Consider the following 17,457-nt stretch of genomic DNA (forward strand, 5'->3'; position numbering starts at 1 on the left):
CAGGCCCTACAGCGGAAGGCCGCGGGGCTTGCGCCCGGCGCGGGCGAACAGCGCGTCGTACAGGGCGGCCGGCATCCAGCGCAGCAGGCGGGCGGCCACGCCCATCTGCCAGGGCACCACGGTCCACCGCCGGCCGGCGGCGATGGCCGCGGCGATCCGGCGCGCCGCCTCGTCCGCCGGCAGCAGGAAGGGCATGGGATAGGGATTGACCGCGGTCATGGGCGTGGCGATGTAGCCGGGCGCCACGGTGACCACCTTGATGCCGCTGCCGTGCAGTTCCACGCGCAGGCTTTCGAGATAGCTGATGGTGCCGGCCTTGGAGGCGCTGTAGGCCCCGGCGCCGGGCAGGCCGCGCACGCCCGCCACCGAGGCGATGCCCGCCAGGCGGCCGCTGCCGCGTTCGCGCATGGGGGCGACGAAGGGCTGGAAGGTGGCGACCATGCCGAGCAGGTTGGTGCGCAGCACGCGCTCGAAGGCGGCGAAATCCTCCGCGTGCTCGGTGAGCGTGCCCACCGACACGCCGGCATTGGCGATGACCACGTCGGGCACGCCACACTCGGCGATGAAACGGTCGGCCACCTCCCGCATCGCCGCCGGATCGCCGCAGTCGGCCGGCAGCACGAGGGTCTCGCCGGGCAGTTCCCCCGCCAGCCGCGCGAGGGCATCGGCGCGGCGCGCCACCAGACCGAGACGCGCGCCCGACGCCGCATAGTGGCGCGCCAGCGCTTCGCCCAGGCCGCTGGAGGCGCCGGTGATCAGGACCCGCAGCGGAGGCGTGCCGCCGCTCACCGGACGGCTCAACCCTTGCTGCGTTCGCTGCGCGCCCGCGCGACGAGCTGGTCCAGCACCTGGATGGCGCCTTCGTGGCCGCCGGCCATGGAACTGGCGGTGAGGTACTTGCCTTCAACCACCAGCGTCGGCACGCCGCTGATCTTCATCGCCGCCGAGAGCTGGTTGCCGCGCTGCACCTGGGACTGCACGCCGAAGGACTTGTAGGCGTCCATGAAGCGCTTGGGATCGGCGACCTTGCCCGCGATCCAGGCGCTCGCGCCGCTCTCGGTGTGCAGCGGCAGCTTCTGTTCCTGCACCGCCCGGAACACCTGCGGGTGCAGGGTCTCCAGGTCGCCGCTGACTTCGGCCGTGTAGTACAGGCGCGCCAGGCCGGCGAGCTGGGCGTTGTTCCACACCACCGGCACGTGGCGGAAATGCACGTCCTGCGGCTGCGCCTTGGCCCACAGGTGGATCAGCGGCGCCAGGTTGGCGCAATGGGGGCAGCCGTAGTGGAAGAACTTGATGACCTCGATGCGCGCCGGATCGTCGGTGGGCTGGGCCGGATTGAGGACGGTGTAGGCGCTGGACTGGGCCAGCACGCCCGCGGCCGGCGAGGCCAGGGCACCCAGGGCGGCGAGCTGCTTGAGGGCGGTACGGCGATTCATGCGGTTCTCCGGTTCGGTGACGGCAGATAGACGGCGATGGGGCAATTACGTTCCCGGTGCGCTCACGGCGTGGCGCGCACCACGGTGGCGGTGAATCCGCCTTCGGCCAGCCGGCTGCGCATGGGCGCCATGTCTTCCGGCTTGACGAAGGGGCCGATGCGCACGCGGTGCACGATGCGCCCGTCGGCGGTCTGGCCGCGCTGGGCGCTGGCCTCGATGCCGGACAGCGCCAGACGGGCCTTCAGGTTGTCGGCTTCGGAAGGGTCCTCGAAGGCGCCGACCTGCAGGTAGAGGCGCTCCACCGGCGCCGGCGGCGCGGGCGGCACCGGCGCCGGCTGGGCCGTCTGCCCGCCGTCGCCCTGGGGCAGGATCTTGTAGAACTGGAAATCCTGCTTGACCACCGGGCGGTCGCCCGGCTTGCCCGGCAGCGCCACCGGTGGCTGATCCGCCGCGGGCATGCGCGGGCTGGCCGGGGCGGCCTGGAAGGGATTGGCGCGGGTGAAGTACCACGCCGCCCCGGCGGCGATCACGGCGCCCAGCACCAGGCCGATGAAGATGCCGATGACGGTGCTGCCGCCGCTGCGGGCGGGGCGTTTGGCGGCGGCCTTGCGCCGGGGTTTGGAGTCGCGGCTCACGTCTGTCTCCGGAAACTACATCGACGCCGGGGCGGACACGCCCAGCAGGGCCAGCCCGGCCGCCAGCACCTGGCGCACCGCGGCGGCCAGCGCCAGGCGGGCGAGCTTGAGGGCCTCGTCCTCCACCAGCATGCGTTCGGCGTTGTACCAGCCGTGGAAATCGGCGGCCAGATCCTTCAGGTAGAAGGCGATCTGGTGCGGGGCGTAGTCGGCGGCGGCGTTCTGCACCAGTTCCGGGTACGCCGCCAGGCGGGCGCACAGGGCCAGTTCGCGCTCGTTTTCGAGCCGGCCGAGGTCGGCCGCCTTCAGTTCGGCGGCCTCGCCGCCCCACTGGTTGAGCACCGAGCACACGCGGGCGTGGGCGTACTGGATGTAGTAAACCGGGTTCTCGTTGCTCTGGCTCTTGGCCAGGTCCAGGTCGAAATCCAGGTGCTGGTCGCTCTTGCGCAGCACGTAGAAGAAGCGGCAGGCGTCGTTGCCCACTTCGCGGCGCAGTTCGCGCAGGGTGACGAACTCGCCCGAGCGGGTGGACATGGAGGTCTTCTGCCCGTTGCGGTACAGCACCGCGAACTGCACCAGCGCCACTTCCAGCTTTTCCGGCGGCAGGCCGAGGGCGGCGATGGCGCCCTTCACCCGCGGGATGTAGCCGTGGTGGTCGGCGCCCCAGATGTCGATGATGCGGTCGAAGCCGCGCTCGTACTTGTTGAGGTGGTAGGCGATGTCGGAGGCGAAGTAGGTGTAGAGGCCGTTCTCGCGCTGCACCACGCGGTCCTTCTCGTCGCCGAAATCGGTGGAGCGGAACCACTTCGCGCCGTCCTGCACATAGATGTGGCCGCGCTTTTCCAGCTCGGCGACCGCGCGTTCCACCAGGCCGGTGTCGAACAGGCTGCGTTCCGAGAACCACTTGTCGAAATGCACGCCGAATTCCTGCAGGTCGTCGCGGCCGTCGCCCAGTTGCTCGTTCAGCGCGAAGCCGTGCACCCAGGCGTAGTCCTCGGCCAGCAGGCGCTTGGCGTTGGCGATCAGCGCGTCCAGGTGGTCCTCGCGCTGCTGCTTGGCCTCGTCGTCCTTGCGCTCGGCGGCCGGGAGTCCCGGCGTGCCTTCCAGCACCTGCGCCAGCGTGACGCCGGCGAAGCGGTCCTGATGGGCGTCGCGCAGCTCGCGCGCCATGTCGATGACGTAGTCGCCCTGGTAGGCGTTGGGGGGGAAGGCCACCTCGATGCCGAAGAAGGCCAGATAGCGCAGCCAGGTGGACAGCGCCAGGATGTCCATCTGGCGGCCGGCGTCGTTCACGTAGTACTCGCGCGTCACGTCGAAGCCGGCGAAGGCCAGCAGGTCCGAGAGCGACGCGCCGTAGGCCGCGCCGCGGCCGTGGCCCACGTGCAGCGGCCCGGTGGGGTTGGCGGAGACGAACTCCACCTGCACCTTCACGCCCGTGGGCACGCCGCGCCCGTAGTCCGCGCCCCGTTCCAGCACCTCGCCCACCACCGCTGTCTTGGCGCCAGCCGCCAGCGTGAAGTTGATGAAGCCCGCGCCGGCCACCTCGGCCTTCGCCACCAGCGCGGAGGCCGGCAGTTCGGCCAGCAGCAGGGCGGCCAGTTCGCGCGGATTGCGCTTCAGGGGCTTGGCCAGTTGCAGCGCGACGTTGGTGGCGAAATCGCCGTGGCTCGCCTGCCTGGAGCGCTCCAGCAGGATGGCGGTGTCGGCCTGGTCGGGCGCCACACTCTTGAGGGCGGCCTTGATCAGGTCGGTCAGCAGGGTCTTGGGATCGGCGCTCATGGCACTCGGCGGGAATTCGAAACGCGCAATTATAGCGGATGGGCCGGCGCCGCCCGGCTCCGCCGCGTGAGCGGACGTTACTCCGTTCACGCCGGCTCCTCCGTTCGCACCAATTCGCAACAAAGTTGCAGAACCACCCGACCCCCTTCTAGAATGCCGCCATGCCCTCGACGCCATCCCCATCCGCGGCGGCGCGGCTCGGCGCTTCCGGCGCCCCGCCGCGCCCGGCCTCGCGCTCCGCCCTCGCCGCAGGCCTGCGCCTGCTGGTGCTGGCACTCGTGCTGGCGGCGGCGCAGATCGGCGCACTGGGCCACTACATCGGCCATTTCGCCGACGTTCTCGCCGACATTTCGCACGTCCAGGACCATCCGGACGACGAAGATCAAGCCGACGGCGTCTGTGCCGAATGCCTCGCCCTCGTCGGCATCGACCTCCCGCTGGACGACGGGGGCGGGCGTGCGGTCCTCGCCGCAGGGCGCCTCACCCCGCCGGACCACCGCGTCCCGCCGCCGCTTCGGGCGGCGGCCCTGCCCCCGCGCTGCCGCGCCCCGCCCGCACTCGCCTGACCGCCCGCGCCCCGCTGCCGCCGCGGCGGATTCGCGCCCATCGACCCCACCCGAACAACCCCGCGTCTTCCGGCCCGCCGGCCGGAAGCGCTTCCGTGCGCCGCAACCGGGTTGCACCGATGCCGCGTACGCCCCGACACGCAGGACACGCCATGACCCCACGCTTCCGCCCCATCGGCCTCGCGCTGACGATCGCCTTCGCCCACCCGGCGCTCGCCGCCGACCCGCAACCGAATCCCGCGCCGGACGGCGGCGGGACCGTCCAGCTCGCCCCCGTCACCGTTTCCGCCAGCGCGCTCGCCGTCGGCAGCGACCAGATGAGCACGCCGGTGAGCGTGCTCGAAGGCGAGGAACTGGTACGACGCCGCGCCGCCACGCTGGGCGAGACGCTGGCCGCCGAACCGGGCATCGGCGCCACGCACTTCGGCGCGGGCGCCAGCCGCCCCGTCATCCGCGGCATGGACGGCGCCCGCGTCAAGGTGCTGGCCGACGGCGCCGAGATCATGGACGCCTCCACCATCAGCCCCGACCACGCGGTCGCCCTCGAACCCCTGCTCAGCGAACGGATCGAGGTGCTGCGCGGCCCGTCCGCACTCGCTTACGGTGGCGGCGCCATCGGCGGCGTGGTCAATGTGCTCGACAACCGGATTCCCACCGCCATCCCGGAACGGGGCGTGGAAGGCAGCGTCGAATTGCGCGGCAGCACGGCGGCCAGGGAAGCCGCCGGCGCGTTCCAGATCACCGCCGGCGCGGGCAGCTTCGCCTTCCATGCCGAAGGCCTCAAGCGCGACGCGCGCGACTACCGCGTCGGCGACGGCTGGGACGAGGGCAGCCGGGTGGACGGCAGCTACAACCAGACCGAGACCGGCAGCCTGGGCCTGTCCTGGATCGGCGAGCGCGGCTATCTCGGCGTTGCCTGGACGCGCCAGCGCAACGAGTACGGCCTGCCCGGCCACAGCCACGAACTCGAGGACTGCCATACCCACGGCGACCACCTGCACTGCGAGGGGCACGACGACGATGACGACGATCACGACCATGATCATGACCACGAGCACGGCGGCGTGCCCTACGTGGATCTGAAAAGCGACCGCTGGGACCTGCGCGGCGAATACCGCGAGCCCTTCGCCGGCTTCGCCCGCCTGCGCCTGCGGGCCAGCCACACCGACTACCGCCACGACGAGATCGAAGGCGACGAGGTGGCGACCCGCTTCCGCAGCAAGGCGAGCGACGGCCGCATCGAACTGGAACATCTGCCGCTGGCCGGCTGGCGCGGCGTGATCGGGCTGCAGGGTACGCGGCGCGACTTCTCCGCCCTGGGCGAGGAAGCCTACGTCCCGCAGACCCTGACCCGCCGCCACGGCCTTTTCCTGGTGGAGGAATACCGGCTCGGCGACTGGCGCTTCGAGGCCGGCCTGCGCCACGAACGGCAGCGCATAGACGTGGATTCGGCAGCGCGCGACCGCAGCCACCACGGCAACTCGGTGTCCGTCGGCGCGGTGTGGAACTTCGCCCCGCAATACGCCGCCGCCCTGTCCCTGTCCCGCGCCCAGCGCCTGCCCACCGCCGAGGAGCTCTACGCCGACGGCCTGCACATGGCCACGCGCACGCTGGAGCGGGGCAACCCCGACCTGGATGCGGAAACCTCGCGCAACATCGACCTCAGCCTGAAGAAGCTGGCCGGCGCCACCACCTTCGGCGTCAGCGTCTTCCACAACCGGGTGGCGGACTTCATCTACGCCCACACCCTGGACGAGCACGAGGGCCTGCAGCTCATCGAATACGCCCAGCGCGACGCCGTCTTCACCGGCGTCGAAGGCCAGGTCCGCCAGCGCCTGAACCCGGTGTTCGGCCTCACCCTGTTCGGCGACTACGTGCGCGCCCGCCTCGACGCCGGCGGCGGCGACCGCGACCTGCCGCGCATCCCGGCCCGCCGCGCCGGCCTGCGCCTGGACGCCCACTGGCAGGGCTGGGAAGGGGAAGTGGAGGTCTACCGCGTCGGCCGCCAGCGCCGGGTGGCCGAGTTCGAGAGCAGCACGCCGGGCTACAACATGGTCAACGTGGGGGTGAGTTACGCCGGCCGCCTGGATTCGGTGCCCTGGCTCTTCTACCTCAAGGCATCCAACCTCACCGACAAGCTGGCCTACAACCACACCTCCTTCATCAAGGACGCCGCGCCGCTGATGGGGCGCAGCCTGACTGCGGGGGTGAAAGTGACGTTCTGATCGGCGGCATCCGCACCAACCCCGGCGGCGTGGGCCGCCGGATGGCAGCGGTGCACCATGCCGGTTTCGTGGCCGCAAACCGTGTAATCTCTCCACGTAATGTGTATATTGCACGGATGAATCCACGCCTCGCCCAATCCCATCTCCACCAACTCTTGGCGGAATTCCCGGCGGTAGTGCTGCTCGGGCCGCGTCAGGCCGGCAAGACCACGCTGGCGCTGGCGGAGGCCGATCTGCGGGGCGATGCCCTGTATCTCGACCTGGAACTGCCGTCCGCCCAACGCCAGTTGGACGACCCGGAAGCGTTTCTGCTGGCGCACCGCAACCGCCTGGTGATTCTCGACGAGGTTCAGCGCCTGCCGGAACTGTTCGCCATCCTGCGCGGGGTGATCGACCAGCGCCGGCGGGCGGGTGAGCATGCCGGCCAGTTCCTGCTGCTGGGTTCGGCCTCGGGGGTGTTGCTGCGGCAGGCCAGCGAAAGCCTTGCCGGCCGGGTGGCACGGCTTGAACTCACCCCGTTCCAGGCACGGGAAGTGATCACCGCGGCGCAAGCCGCCGATGAGTCGAGCCGGCCGATCAATGCGCTCTGGGTGCGCGGCGGTTTTCCCCTTGCCTGGCTGGCCCACGACGATGCGGCCAGCCTGCGCTGGCGCGAGGCTTTCATCGCCACTTACCTGGAGCGCGACATTCCGGCCCTCGGCCCACGCATTCCCGCCACCACCTTGCGCCGCTTGTGGACCATGCTGGCGCATGGTCAGGGCGGCTTGCTGAACCAGTCGCAACTGGCGGCTTCGCTGGCCGTCAGCGGCCAGACGGTGGCGCGTTACATCGATCTGCTGTGCGACCTGATGCTGGTGCGCCGCCTGCCCGCCTGGCATGGCAATGTCGGCAAGCGGCTGGTGCGGGCACCCAAAGTCTATGTGCGCGACAGCGGTATCGTCCATGCCCTGCTTGGGCTTGCCGATCTGGAGGCCGTGCTGGCGCACCCGGTGGCCGGAGCAAGTTGGGAGGGGTTCGTGATCGAACAATTGCTGGCTGCGGCCCCTGAAGCGGAAGCCAGTTTCTATCGCACTTCCCACGGGGCCGAGGCCGATCTGGTATTGCGTCTGCGCAATGGAGAGGTCTGGGTGGTCGAGATCAAGCGTTCCTCGGCCCCCACTGTGTCCAGGGGTTTTCACCTGGCCGCCGGCGACGTCGGCGCCACCCGCAGGTTGCTGGTGGCGCCGGTGGCGGCAAGTTACCCGATGCGCGACGGCATCGAGGTGATGAATCCCCTGGCTGCCGCCGAAGCGCTTGCCCCATGAATGCCGGGGCAGCCGGCCGCCCCGCCAGCGGGCGCATCCCCGGCAGGCCCGCCCTATCCCTGCTGCGGGGCCACGGCCTCGTCACGGCTGCCGCGCCACCAGGCGCGCACGAGCACAAGCAGGATGCCGAACATGCCGCCCAGCATGCCGCCCAACACGACACCCGGCACCGGGGCGGGCCTGCGCTGCCTGATCTCCATGCCCTCCGGCGGCGCCACGAACCGCATCCCGGACAAATAAGTGCTGTTCCATCTCTCGCGTTCCACGTCGAGCTCGTTCCATGTCTGTTCGACGATGTCGACGGACATGTCCTGTCCCTGGAACACGGCGGTCTGGATACCCCCGAGCTGGTCAAGGAAAGCACGGCCGCTAGCCGCCTGGTACAGGGCCTGCTGAGCCTGACAGTAGTATTCGCGCTTGAACGCGCTGGAAAGGCGGTCACGCTTGCGGCGGACTTCCGCGAGCTTCATGTCGGCGATCTGGATTTCCGCGGCCACCAGTTGAGCGGCGGGTGACAGGAAGCGTTCCGTACCTTTTTCCAAAGAGACGATCTGGCGACTTTCGGCGACACTGGCGTCGGGGTTACGGACGGTGAGCTCACGCAGGTTTGCCGCGCGGCTTTCGTCCTGGAGGATGGCGAACTCGTTCTGGATCTGGGCGTTGCGCAGTTCCTGCTCGCGCATGCGGAAGGCCGTGCACTGGGCAAGCAGGGTCGCTTCCATGCTTGCCCGGATGATCGATTCGCGCACATATTCGGACAGCAGGGCGGCCGGAGCGCCGTCGGTAGGCTCACGGTGTTCGAAGACGATGTGAATGCCCAGCATGGCAGACGATTCGTCTTCCTTGGCCCTGATGCCGAGTGCCTGCTGATCCTTGTTGGTAATGGCAAACTCGGGTTTCAGGGTTTTTCCGTAACGGTCCGGGTCGTCCGCGAGTTCGTGAAGAATCCTTCCGGCCGGGGTATCAGCCTGGCCGGTGTTTTGCAGGAACTGCTGCAGGCGCACACCGTTGGCCAGGATGCCCTCGTACCGTTTGTAGTCGCTCACCGACCGGATCGAGGGGGTGAGGAACAGGCCTTCGGTGACATAGCGAGTGGACAGCAGGCTTGCGCCCAGGCCAAGCGCCGCGCCAAGAATTCCGGCAACTGCGAGCAGAGCCCGGTGCCGCCACAGCGTGGCGACCAATTGACGCAAGTCGATTTCATCTTCGGCATATGCCGGCAAGGCTGATTGATTGTTCTGCATGGTGTGCGAAAAGTGGGCCGTCACGGCCGGTAGCGCGGAATTCGTGAGCGGATCGGCATTCGGCACCACCCCGCCCTTTCCAGTTGGCATAGGGGCGGAGTGTGCCGGCAACTCTACTTTCAGTCAAGAAACAATCATCTACCACTCAACAATGGGACGGCTGCTAGCGTTGCGCTCATGCAGCCCTACCTCGAACGCGATGCCTTCAGTGCCCGCCTGCGCGATGCTCTCGCCCGCACCGCGCCCGACGCGGCGCGGCCCACGGCACTGGCGCGGGAATTCAACCGGCGCTACCCCGGCGCGCCGGTGACGCTGCATGCCACCCGTAAATGGCTGGAAGGCGAGGCCATTCCGGCCCAGGACAAGCTGCGCGTGCTCGCCGACTGGCTCGGGGTCACCGCCGAATGGTTGCGTTTTGGTCAAGGACATGCCCTTGTTGGCGTGCGCGAGCCGAACAGGGAATTCGACTACCAGTTGATGCGCGACATCGCCGCGCTCACGGAGGCGCACCAGCAGGTGGTGCGCGATCTGGTCAAGTCGTTGCGGCGGGCGGAACCCCCTTAGCCCGGCGCCCCGCCCTTTCCCCACCCCCCGCTTTCCGGCTAAAGTCCGCGCTTCGCCGCCACTTTCTGCCCCTTCCCGTGCGCCTGCTCCGCCTCGCCAAGATCGTCACCGTCGGCCTGCGTTTCGGCCTCGACCGCATCGTGCTCGACGCCGACACCAGCGGCCGGCTGGCGAAGCTGTGGACGGTGCTGTTCTTCTGGCGCCGTTTCCGCGAGCCGCGGGCGGTGCGCCTGCGCCGGGCGCTGGAGTCGCTGGGGCCGATCTTCGTCAAGTTCGGGCAGATGCTGTCCACCCGGCGCGACCTGCTGCCGCCCGATCTCGCCGACGAACTGGCACTACTGCAGGACCGCGTGCCGCCCTTCCCCACCGAACGGGCGCTGGCGGTGCTGGAAGGCTTCTACGGCAAGCCGGTGGACGAGGTGTTCCGCGACTTCGAGCGCACGCCGGTGGCCTCGGCCTCGGTGGCGCAGGTGCATTTCGCCCGCCTGCCGGACGGCACCGAGGTGGCGGTGAAAATCCTGCGGCCCGGCATCGAAAAGGTCATCGCCCACGACGTGGCGCTGATGGAAGTCGGCGCCATGTTGCTGGAGAAGATGTGGCCCGACGGCCGTAGGCTCAAGCCGCGCGAGGTGGTGGCGGAGTTCGCCAAGTATCTGGCCGACGAGCTGGACCTGATGCGCGAGGCGGCCAACTGCTCGCAACTGCGGCGCAACTTCACCGATTCCCCGCTGCTCATCGTGCCCGAGGTGTACTGGGACTGGTGCGGGCGCTCGGTGATGGTCATGGAGCGCATGTACGGCGTGCCCATCTCCCAGACCGCCGCGCTGCGCGCCCAGGGCACCGATCTCAAGGCCCTGTCCCGCGCCGGCGTGGAGATCTTCTTCACCCAGGTGTTCCGCGACGGCTTCTTCCACGCCGACATGCACCCGGGCAACATCTTCGTGCACCCGGACGGGCGCTACATCGCGCTCGATTTCGGCATCATGGGCACGCTCACCGACGTAGACAAGCAGTACCTGGCCACCAATTTCCTCGCCTTCTTCAAGCGCGACTACAAGCGCGTGGCCCAGGCCCACATCGACGCCGGCTGGGTGCCGGCCAAGACCCGCGTGGACGAGTTCGAAAGCGCCGTGCGCGCGGTGTGCGAGCCCATCTTCGACAAGCCGCTCAAGGACATCTCCTTCGGCAAGACCCTGCTGCGCCTGTTCCAGACCGCGCGCCGCTTCGAGATGGAAGTGCAGCCCCAACTCGTGCTGTTGCAGAAGACCCTGCTCAACATCGAAGGACTGGGCCGCCAGCTCGACCCCGAGCTGGATCTGTGGAAGACGGCCAAGCCCTTCCTGGAACGCTGGATGGACGAGCAGATGGGCTGGCGCGCGCTGCTGCGCGGCGTGCGCGACGAGGCCCCGGCCTGGGCCGGCACGCTGCCGCAACTGCCGCGCCTGGTGCACCAGGCCCTCACCGAACCCACCCGCCAGCAGGTGGCGGTCCGCGACGAACTCGACCGCCTGTCCGCCGCCCAGCGCCGGCAGAACCGCCTCCTGGCGCTGGCCGGCGTGCTGCTCGCGGTGCTGGTGGGCCTCGAACTGGCGCGCCTGCTGGGCTGAACGATTCCGCCCGCCCGTCATCAAACGGGCACGCCGGGCGCTTGCCGCATCCCGGCTCCACGTTGAACCGACGACGACAGGCAGGCGATCATGCCCCCACCCATTCCGCTCTCGCGCGGATCGCGCGCCACCGTCCGGGTGGTCGGCGCGGCGGCCGCGCTCGGTGCGCCCGGTGCCGGCCCGGCCGCCGCTCCCGACGCGCTGCTGGCTGCCGGCCTGCCCGAGCGCCTGAACATCCGCGGCATCCTGGCCGAAGCCGACGCCGTGCTGCGCCCGCCGGCACCGCCGGCGCTCGACGCGCCCATGGCCGAACGCCTGGCCGCCGCCGGCGCTTACGCGCGCCGCCTGGCCGACCACCTCGCCGCCCTGCCCGCCGACAGCCTGCCGCTGGTGCTGGGCGGCGACCACTCGGTGGCAGTGGGCACCTGGCGCGGCATCGCGCGCCGCCTGCAGGCCCGCGGCGCCCTGGGGCTGATCTGGATCGACGCCCATCTGGACAGCCACACCGACGCCAGCACCCACTCCGGCAACATCCACGGCATGCCGCTGGCGGCGCTGCTCGGCGAAGGCGCGGAAGCGCTCTCCGGCGTGCCCGGCCCGCGCCTGGACCCCGCCCACGTGTGCGTGGTCGGCGCGCGCGCCTGGGAGGACGAAGAACTGGAGCGCCTGACCCGCCTCGGCGTGCACGTCTTCACCATGCACGAGGTGCGCCGCCGCGGGCTGGACACGGTGTTCCGCGACGCGCTGGCCATCGCCCGCAACGGCACCGCCGGCTTCGGCGTCAGCCTGGACCTGGACGCCGTCGATCCGGCCGCCATGCCCGCCGTGCTGTGCCCGGAGCCCGATGGCCTGGATGCCCAGGCGCTGGCCGATGCCCTGCACCTGCTGCGCGGCTGCGGCGACGTGGCTGCGCTGGAGATCGTCGAGTACCTGCCCGAGCGCGACCCGCGGGGCGGATGCGCGGCGTGGGTGGCCGCCTTCGCCGAGGCGGCGCTGGGCCCCGGCACCCATGCGCTGCGGGAAAAGGAACACCGCTTCGGCGCGCACAACTACGCGCCGCTGCCGGTCGTGTTCCAGCGCGGCGAGGGCGTGTGGCTGTGGGACGTGGAAGGGCGGCGTTATCTGGACATGATGGGCGCCTATTCGGCGGCGGCCTTCGGCCATTCGCACCCGCGCCTGGTGCGGGCGCTCACCGAACAGGCCGGGCGCCTGGCGCTGACCTCCCGCGCCTTCTCCAACGACCGCCTGCCGCTGCTGCTCGAACGCCTGTGCGTGATGTTCGGCTACCGCCGCGCACTGCCGGTCAACACCGGGCTGGAAGCGGTCGAGACCGCGCTCAAGGCGGCGCGCAAATGGGCCTACCAGGTCAAGGGCGTGCCCACCGACGCGGCCGAGATCATCGCCTGCCACGGCAATTTCCACGGCCGCTCCATCGCCATCGTCGGCCTGTCCTCGGTGGCCCAGTACCGCCACGGCTTCGGCCCCTTCCCCCCCGGTCTCAAGCTCGTTCCCTACGGCGACCCGCAGGCGCTGGAGGAAGCCATCACACCCAGCACGGCGGCCTTCTTGGTGGAGCCGGTGCAGGCCGAAGGCGGCATCATCGTGCCGCCTTCCGGCTATCTGTCGCGCTGCGCCGAAATCTGCCGCCGCCACAACGTGCTGCTGATCGCCGACGAGGTGCAGACCGGGCTGGGGCGCACCGGGCGGCTGCTGGGCTGCGACCACGACGGCGTGCGCCCGGACGGCCTCATCCTGGGCAAGGCCCTGGGCGGCGGCCTGCTGCCGGTGTCGGCCTTCCTCGCCGACAACGCGGTGATGGACGTGTTCCAGCCCGGCGACCACGGCTCCACTTTCGGCGGCAATCCGCTGGGCGCGGCGGTGGCGCTGGAGGTGCTCGACCTGCTGTTCGAAACCCGCATCTGGGAGCACGCCGAGCGCCTCGGCGCGCACCTGCGCGAACGGCTCGCCGCCCGGCGCCCGCCCTGCGTGCGGGAAATCCGCGGGCGCGGCCTGCTGATCGGCATCGAGCTCCACCCGGACGGCCCCTCCGCGGCGCTGGCCGCGGAACTGCTGCTCGCGCGCGGGCTGGCCACGCGGGACACCCACCGCAGCGTGCTGCGCCTGTCGCCGCCGCTGATCATCGACCAGGACACGGCGGAATGGGCCGTGGACACGATCTGCGACGTGCTCGCTGCGCTGCCGCAACGGCACTGAGATCGCCGGCCTGAGCGCCACGCACCTTTTTTGTGCGCCGATCGGCGCACGTTCTCCGCCGTTCAGGGGCTTTGCGCCTCATTTCGCGCCCCACGTACGCGAAACTTGTTGCTACACTTCGCGCGCTGCAAAAGCCCCCTGAACCCTCGCGGAGAAGTCCTCCATGATGCTCTGGCTCGTCGTCGCCTACCTGGTCGTCTCCATCGGCATCGGCCTGTGGGCCGCGACCCGGGTGCACAACGCGCGCGACTACATCGTCGCCGGCCGCAACCTGCCCATGTACATCGTGCTGGCCATGGTGTTCGCCACCTGGTTCGGCGCCGAAACCGTGCTCGGCATCTCCGCCACCTTCCTCGACGAGGGCTTCCGCGGCCTGATCTCGGACCCGCTCGGCGCCTCCATCTGCCTGGTGCTGTTCGGCCTGATCTTCGCCCGCCCCCTGTACCGCATGAACCTGCTCACGCTGGGCGACTTCTTCCGCGTGCGCTACAACCGCAGCACCGAACTGGTCCTGTCCCTGTGCATCGTGGCCTCCTACCTGGGCTGGGTGGGCGCCCAGGTGGCCGCCCTCGGGCTGGTGTTCAACGTACTCTCCAACGGCGTGGTGTCCATGAACGAGGGCATGGTGATCGGCGCCTCGGTGGTGCTGATCTACACGCTGTTCGGCGGCATGTGGTCGGTGGCCATCACCACCTTCGTGCAGATGATCATCATCGTGCTGGGCCTGCTCTACGTGACCTGGCTGGCCGGCGACATGGCCGGCGGCTTCGACCGGGTGATCTCCCACGCGGCGGCGGAAGGCAAATTCGAATGGCTGCCCACCATGGACCCGATGGACATCCTGGCCTGGACCGCCGCGCTGCTCACCATGGCGCTGGGCTCCATCCCGCAGCAGGACGTGTTCCAGCGCGTCAACTCGTCCCGCAACGAGCGCGTGGCGATCTGGGGCACCACGCTGGGCGGGGTGGGCTACTTCTTCTTCGCCGCGGTGCCGCTCTTCCTGGCCTACTCGGCCACGCTGATCGACCCGGACATGGTGGCGCGGCTGATGGAGGAGGACAGCCAGCTCATCCTGCCCACGCTGATCCTCAACTACATGCCCTTCACCGCCCAGGTGGTGTTCTTCGGCGCGCTGCTGTCGGTGATCATGAGCACCGCTTCCGGCACGCTGCTGGCGCCCTCGGTGACCTTCTCGGAGAACGTGCTGCGCGGCTTCTTCCCCACCATGACCGACCGCCAGTTGCTGTGGAGCACCCGCGCCACGGTGGTGGGCTTCACCGGGCTGGTCACGCTGTACGCCACGGCCACCGAATCCACCATCCACGCCATGGTGGAGAACGCCTACCGCGTCACGCTGGCCGGCGCCTTCGTACCCCTGGCCGCCGGCCTGTTCTGGAAGCGCGCCAACAACCTGGGCGCAGCGCTGGCCGTCGTGTTCGGCCTGGCCACCTGGCTGCTGCTGGAATTCACCGTGCCGGAAGGCGACGTGGAACCGCAACTGATCGGCCTGGTGGCGAGCGCCATCGGCATGGTGGCGGGCGGCTACCTGGGCCCGCAGACCCACCACCGCCCCCACGCCGGCCATCACCACGCCGCGGCGGCCACCCACCACGTGCGCTGACCCGGCAATCATCCAGGCAACACCGTTCGCCCTGAGCTTGTCGAAGGGCGTTGGCTCCAAACGGGCTTCGACAGGCTCAGCCCGAACGGTATTTGATTGCCCGGTTGATAAGCTTTCCACCCCTGCCCCTTTGACCACGGTCAAAGCAGTGCGGCGGGGCTCGGACTAAGGTTGCGGGGCTTTTTCGGCCCCGCAACCCCAATGACTCCCTCGCAACGCATAGAACTCGTCTGCCCCGCCGGCAGCCTGCCGGCCCTGAAGACCGCCATCGACCACGGCGCCGACTGCGTCTACCTCGGCTTCAAGGACGCCACCAACGCGCGCAACTTCACCGGGCTCAACTTCGACCCGGCCGGCATGCTCGAGGGCGTGCGCTACGCCCACCAGCGCGGGCGCAAGGTGCTGCTGGCGCTGAACACCTATCCCCAGGCCCACAACTGGCGCGACTGGACCGCCGCCGTGGACCGGGCCGCCGAGATGGAGCTGGACGCGGTCATCCTCGCCGATCCCGGCCTGATGGACTACGCCGCCAAGACCCACCCGGGGCTGCGCCTGCACCTGTCCGTGCAGGGCTCGGCCACCAGCTACGAGGCGATCAACTTCTACCACGAGCGCTTCGGCATCCAGCGCGCGGTGCTGCCGCGGGTGCTGTCCCTGGCCCAGGTGGAGAGCGTCATCGCCCGCACCCCGGTGGAGATCGAGGTGTTCGGCTTCGGCGGCCTGTGCGTCATGGTGGAGGGGCGCTGCGCCCTGTCCGCCTACGCCACCGGCGAATCGCCCAACTGCAACGGCGCGTGCTCGCCCGGCAAGCACGTGCGCTGGGAGCAGACCCCGCAGGGCATGGAGACGCGCCTGAACGGCATCCTCATCGACCGCTTCGCCGACGGCGAGCGCGCCGGCTACCCCACCCTGTGCAAGGGCCGCTTCGACGTCAATGGGGAAACCTATTACGCCATCGAGGAGCCCACCAGCCTCAACACCCTGGAACTGCTGCCGGATCTCGCCCGCGCCGGCGTGCGCGCCATCAAGATCGAAGGCCGCCAGCGCAGCCCCGCCTACGTGGCCCAGGTGACGAAGGTGTGGCGCGCCGCGCTGGACCGGGTCATGGCCGACGCCGACGGCTTCGCCGTGCAGCCGGCCTGGATGGCCGAACTCAACAAGGTGTCCGAAGGCCAGAGCCACACCCTGGGCGCCTATTACCGGCCGTGGAAGTAAGGCTTTACCCACCAGCAACCAGACACCGTTCGGGCTGAGCCTGTCGAAGCCCGATCGAAGCCCATGCCGGAAACGCCCTTCGACAAGCTCAGGGCGAACGGCGCAGCAGATGCAATCCTGAGAACGCAATGAAACTCGCCCTCGGCCCCCTGCTCTATTACTGGCCGCGCCAGGCCACGCTGGATTTCTACGCCGACGTCGCGGACAGCCCGGTGGACATCGTCTACCTGGGCGAAACCGTGTGCTCCCGCCGCCACGAACTGCGCCTGGACGACTGGCTGGAAGTGGCCGGCGTGCTGGCCGCCGCCGGCAAGGAAGTGCTGCTGTCCACTCAGGCGCTGATCGAATCCGAATCCGACCTCAAGGCCCTGCGCCGCATCGTCGCCCAGCGCGAATTCGGCGTGGAGGCCAACGACATGGGCGCGGTGCGCCTGCTGGCCGAAGCCGGCCGTCGCGACTGGGTGGCCGGCCCCACCCTCAACGTCTTCAACCCCGCCACCCTGGGCCTGCTGCGCGAATCCGGCGCCCGGCGCTGGGTCATGGCGCCGGAGATGTCCGGCCAGGCCCTCGCCATGCTGCTGGCCGGCACCGAGGCCGCGCCGGAGACCGAAGTCTTCGCCTGGGGCCGGCTGCCGCTCGCCCATTCCGCACGCTGCTTCACGGCCCGCCACTACAACCTGCAGAAGGACACCTGCGAGTTCCGCTGCCTGGGCATGAGCGAAGGCATCGTGCTGCGCACCCGCGAAGGCGAGCCCTTCCTCACGCTCAACGGCGTGCAGACCCAGTCCGCGCGCATCTACAATCTGCTGGGCGACCTGCCCGCGCTGAAGGCCCAGGCCGGCGTGCTGCGCATCAGCCCCCAGGGCGAGCACACCCGCGCCGTGGTGGACACCTTCCGCGCCGCGCTGGCCGGCGAACTGGACCCGCAGGACGCACTCGCCGCCAGCCGCGCCTACATGAACGAGGCGCCGTGCAACGGCTTCTGGCACGGCCGCCCCGGCGTCGAACAATACGTTGCCGCCTGACCCTTTCCACAGGACGACCGCC

The 17,457-nt window shown here is 69.8% G+C and carries 14 protein-coding genes; 9 read left to right on the top strand and 5 right to left on the bottom strand.

Annotation, left to right across the window (positions count from 1 at the left end):
• Nucleotides 1–6: 6 nt before the first annotated feature.
• The 4 genes from E6O51_RS00445 to argS form a co-directional block, all read right to left on the bottom strand.
• Nucleotides 7–801 (bottom strand): SDR family oxidoreductase, encoded by a 795-nt coding sequence (locus E6O51_RS00445; RefSeq protein ID WP_230976656.1) that lies wholly within the window; start codon nt 799–801, stop codon nt 7–9.
• Nucleotides 798–1,436 carry a thiol:disulfide interchange protein DsbA/DsbL gene (locus E6O51_RS00450; protein ID WP_136383003.1) on the bottom strand — a complete coding sequence of 213 codons (639 nt, stop codon included), beginning with the start codon at nt 1,434–1,436 and terminating at the stop codon, nt 798–800. The genes E6O51_RS00445 and E6O51_RS00450 overlap by 4 nt, the downstream gene beginning before the upstream one ends.
• Before the next feature lie 62 nt (nt 1,437–1,498).
• A complete protein-coding gene (locus E6O51_RS00455) occupies nt 1,499–2,071 on the bottom strand; it encodes an SPOR domain-containing protein (protein ID WP_136383004.1) in 573 nt (190 codons plus the stop codon).
• A gap of 15 nt (nt 2,072–2,086) precedes the next feature.
• Nucleotides 2,087–3,850, bottom strand: a complete 1,764-nt coding sequence (gene argS, locus E6O51_RS00460) for an arginine--tRNA ligase (RefSeq protein ID WP_136383005.1) — start codon at nt 3,848–3,850, stop codon at nt 2,087–2,089.
• Between the two features lie 161 nt (nt 3,851–4,011).
• Between argS and E6O51_RS00465 the strand changes: the two genes are divergently transcribed.
• The 3 genes from E6O51_RS00465 to E6O51_RS00475 all read left to right on the top strand — a co-directional run bounded on the left by E6O51_RS00465 (nt 4,012) and on the right by E6O51_RS00475 (nt 7,945).
• A complete protein-coding gene (locus E6O51_RS00465; RefSeq protein WP_136383006.1) occupies nt 4,012–4,416 on the top strand; it encodes a hypothetical protein in 405 nt (134 codons plus the stop codon).
• Between the two features lie 152 nt (nt 4,417–4,568).
• Nucleotides 4,569–6,641 (top strand): TonB-dependent receptor domain-containing protein, encoded by a 2,073-nt coding sequence (locus tag E6O51_RS00470; RefSeq protein WP_136383007.1) that lies wholly within the window; start codon nt 4,569–4,571, stop codon nt 6,639–6,641.
• A gap of 116 nt (nt 6,642–6,757) precedes the next feature.
• Nucleotides 6,758–7,945, top strand: a complete 1,188-nt coding sequence (locus tag E6O51_RS00475; protein ID WP_136383008.1) for an ATP-binding protein — start codon at nt 6,758–6,760, stop codon at nt 7,943–7,945.
• Between the two features lie 53 nt (nt 7,946–7,998).
• Here the strand turns inward: E6O51_RS00475 and E6O51_RS00480 are convergent, their stop codons facing one another.
• The gene (locus E6O51_RS00480) at nt 7,999–9,255 is read right to left on the bottom strand and encodes a lipopolysaccharide biosynthesis protein (protein ID WP_330997863.1); all 1,257 of its coding nucleotides are present in this window, start codon (nt 9,253–9,255) and stop codon (nt 7,999–8,001) included.
• Nucleotides 9,256–9,366: 111 nt separating this feature from the next.
• Here E6O51_RS00480 and E6O51_RS00485 point away from each other — a divergent pair, with 111 nt between their 5' ends.
• The 6 genes from E6O51_RS00485 to E6O51_RS00510 all read left to right on the top strand — a co-directional run bounded on the left by E6O51_RS00485 (nt 9,367) and on the right by E6O51_RS00510 (nt 17,435).
• Nucleotides 9,367–9,753, top strand: a complete 387-nt coding sequence (locus E6O51_RS00485; protein WP_211091284.1) for a hypothetical protein — start codon at nt 9,367–9,369, stop codon at nt 9,751–9,753.
• Between the two features lie 77 nt (nt 9,754–9,830).
• The gene (gene ubiB / locus E6O51_RS00490) at nt 9,831–11,360 is read left to right on the top strand and encodes a ubiquinone biosynthesis regulatory protein kinase UbiB (RefSeq protein ID WP_136383009.1); all 1,530 of its coding nucleotides are present in this window, start codon (nt 9,831–9,833) and stop codon (nt 11,358–11,360) included.
• Nucleotides 11,361–11,450: 90 nt separating this feature from the next.
• Nucleotides 11,451–13,574: an ornithine--oxo-acid transaminase gene (gene rocD / locus E6O51_RS22435; RefSeq protein WP_136383010.1), complete on the top strand. Its 2,124-nt coding sequence runs from the start codon at nt 11,451–11,453 to the stop codon at nt 13,572–13,574.
• A gap of 163 nt (nt 13,575–13,737) precedes the next feature.
• Nucleotides 13,738–15,195, top strand: a complete 1,458-nt coding sequence (locus E6O51_RS00500) for a sodium:solute symporter family protein (protein ID WP_136383011.1) — start codon at nt 13,738–13,740, stop codon at nt 15,193–15,195.
• A 201-nt stretch (nt 15,196–15,396) separates the two neighbouring features.
• Nucleotides 15,397–16,410, top strand: a complete 1,014-nt coding sequence (gene ubiU / locus E6O51_RS00505; protein ID WP_136383012.1) for a ubiquinone anaerobic biosynthesis protein UbiU — start codon at nt 15,397–15,399, stop codon at nt 16,408–16,410.
• A gap of 128 nt (nt 16,411–16,538) precedes the next feature.
• Entirely contained in the window at nt 16,539–17,435 is an 897-nt protein-coding gene (locus E6O51_RS00510; protein WP_136383013.1) for a U32 family peptidase, read from the top strand.
• Nucleotides 17,436–17,457: the final 22 nt, after the last annotated feature.

Origin of the sequence: Pseudothauera rhizosphaerae (assembly GCF_004801305.1) — a bacterium.
Taxonomy (GTDB): domain Bacteria; phylum Pseudomonadota; class Gammaproteobacteria; order Burkholderiales; family Rhodocyclaceae; genus Pseudothauera; species Pseudothauera rhizosphaerae.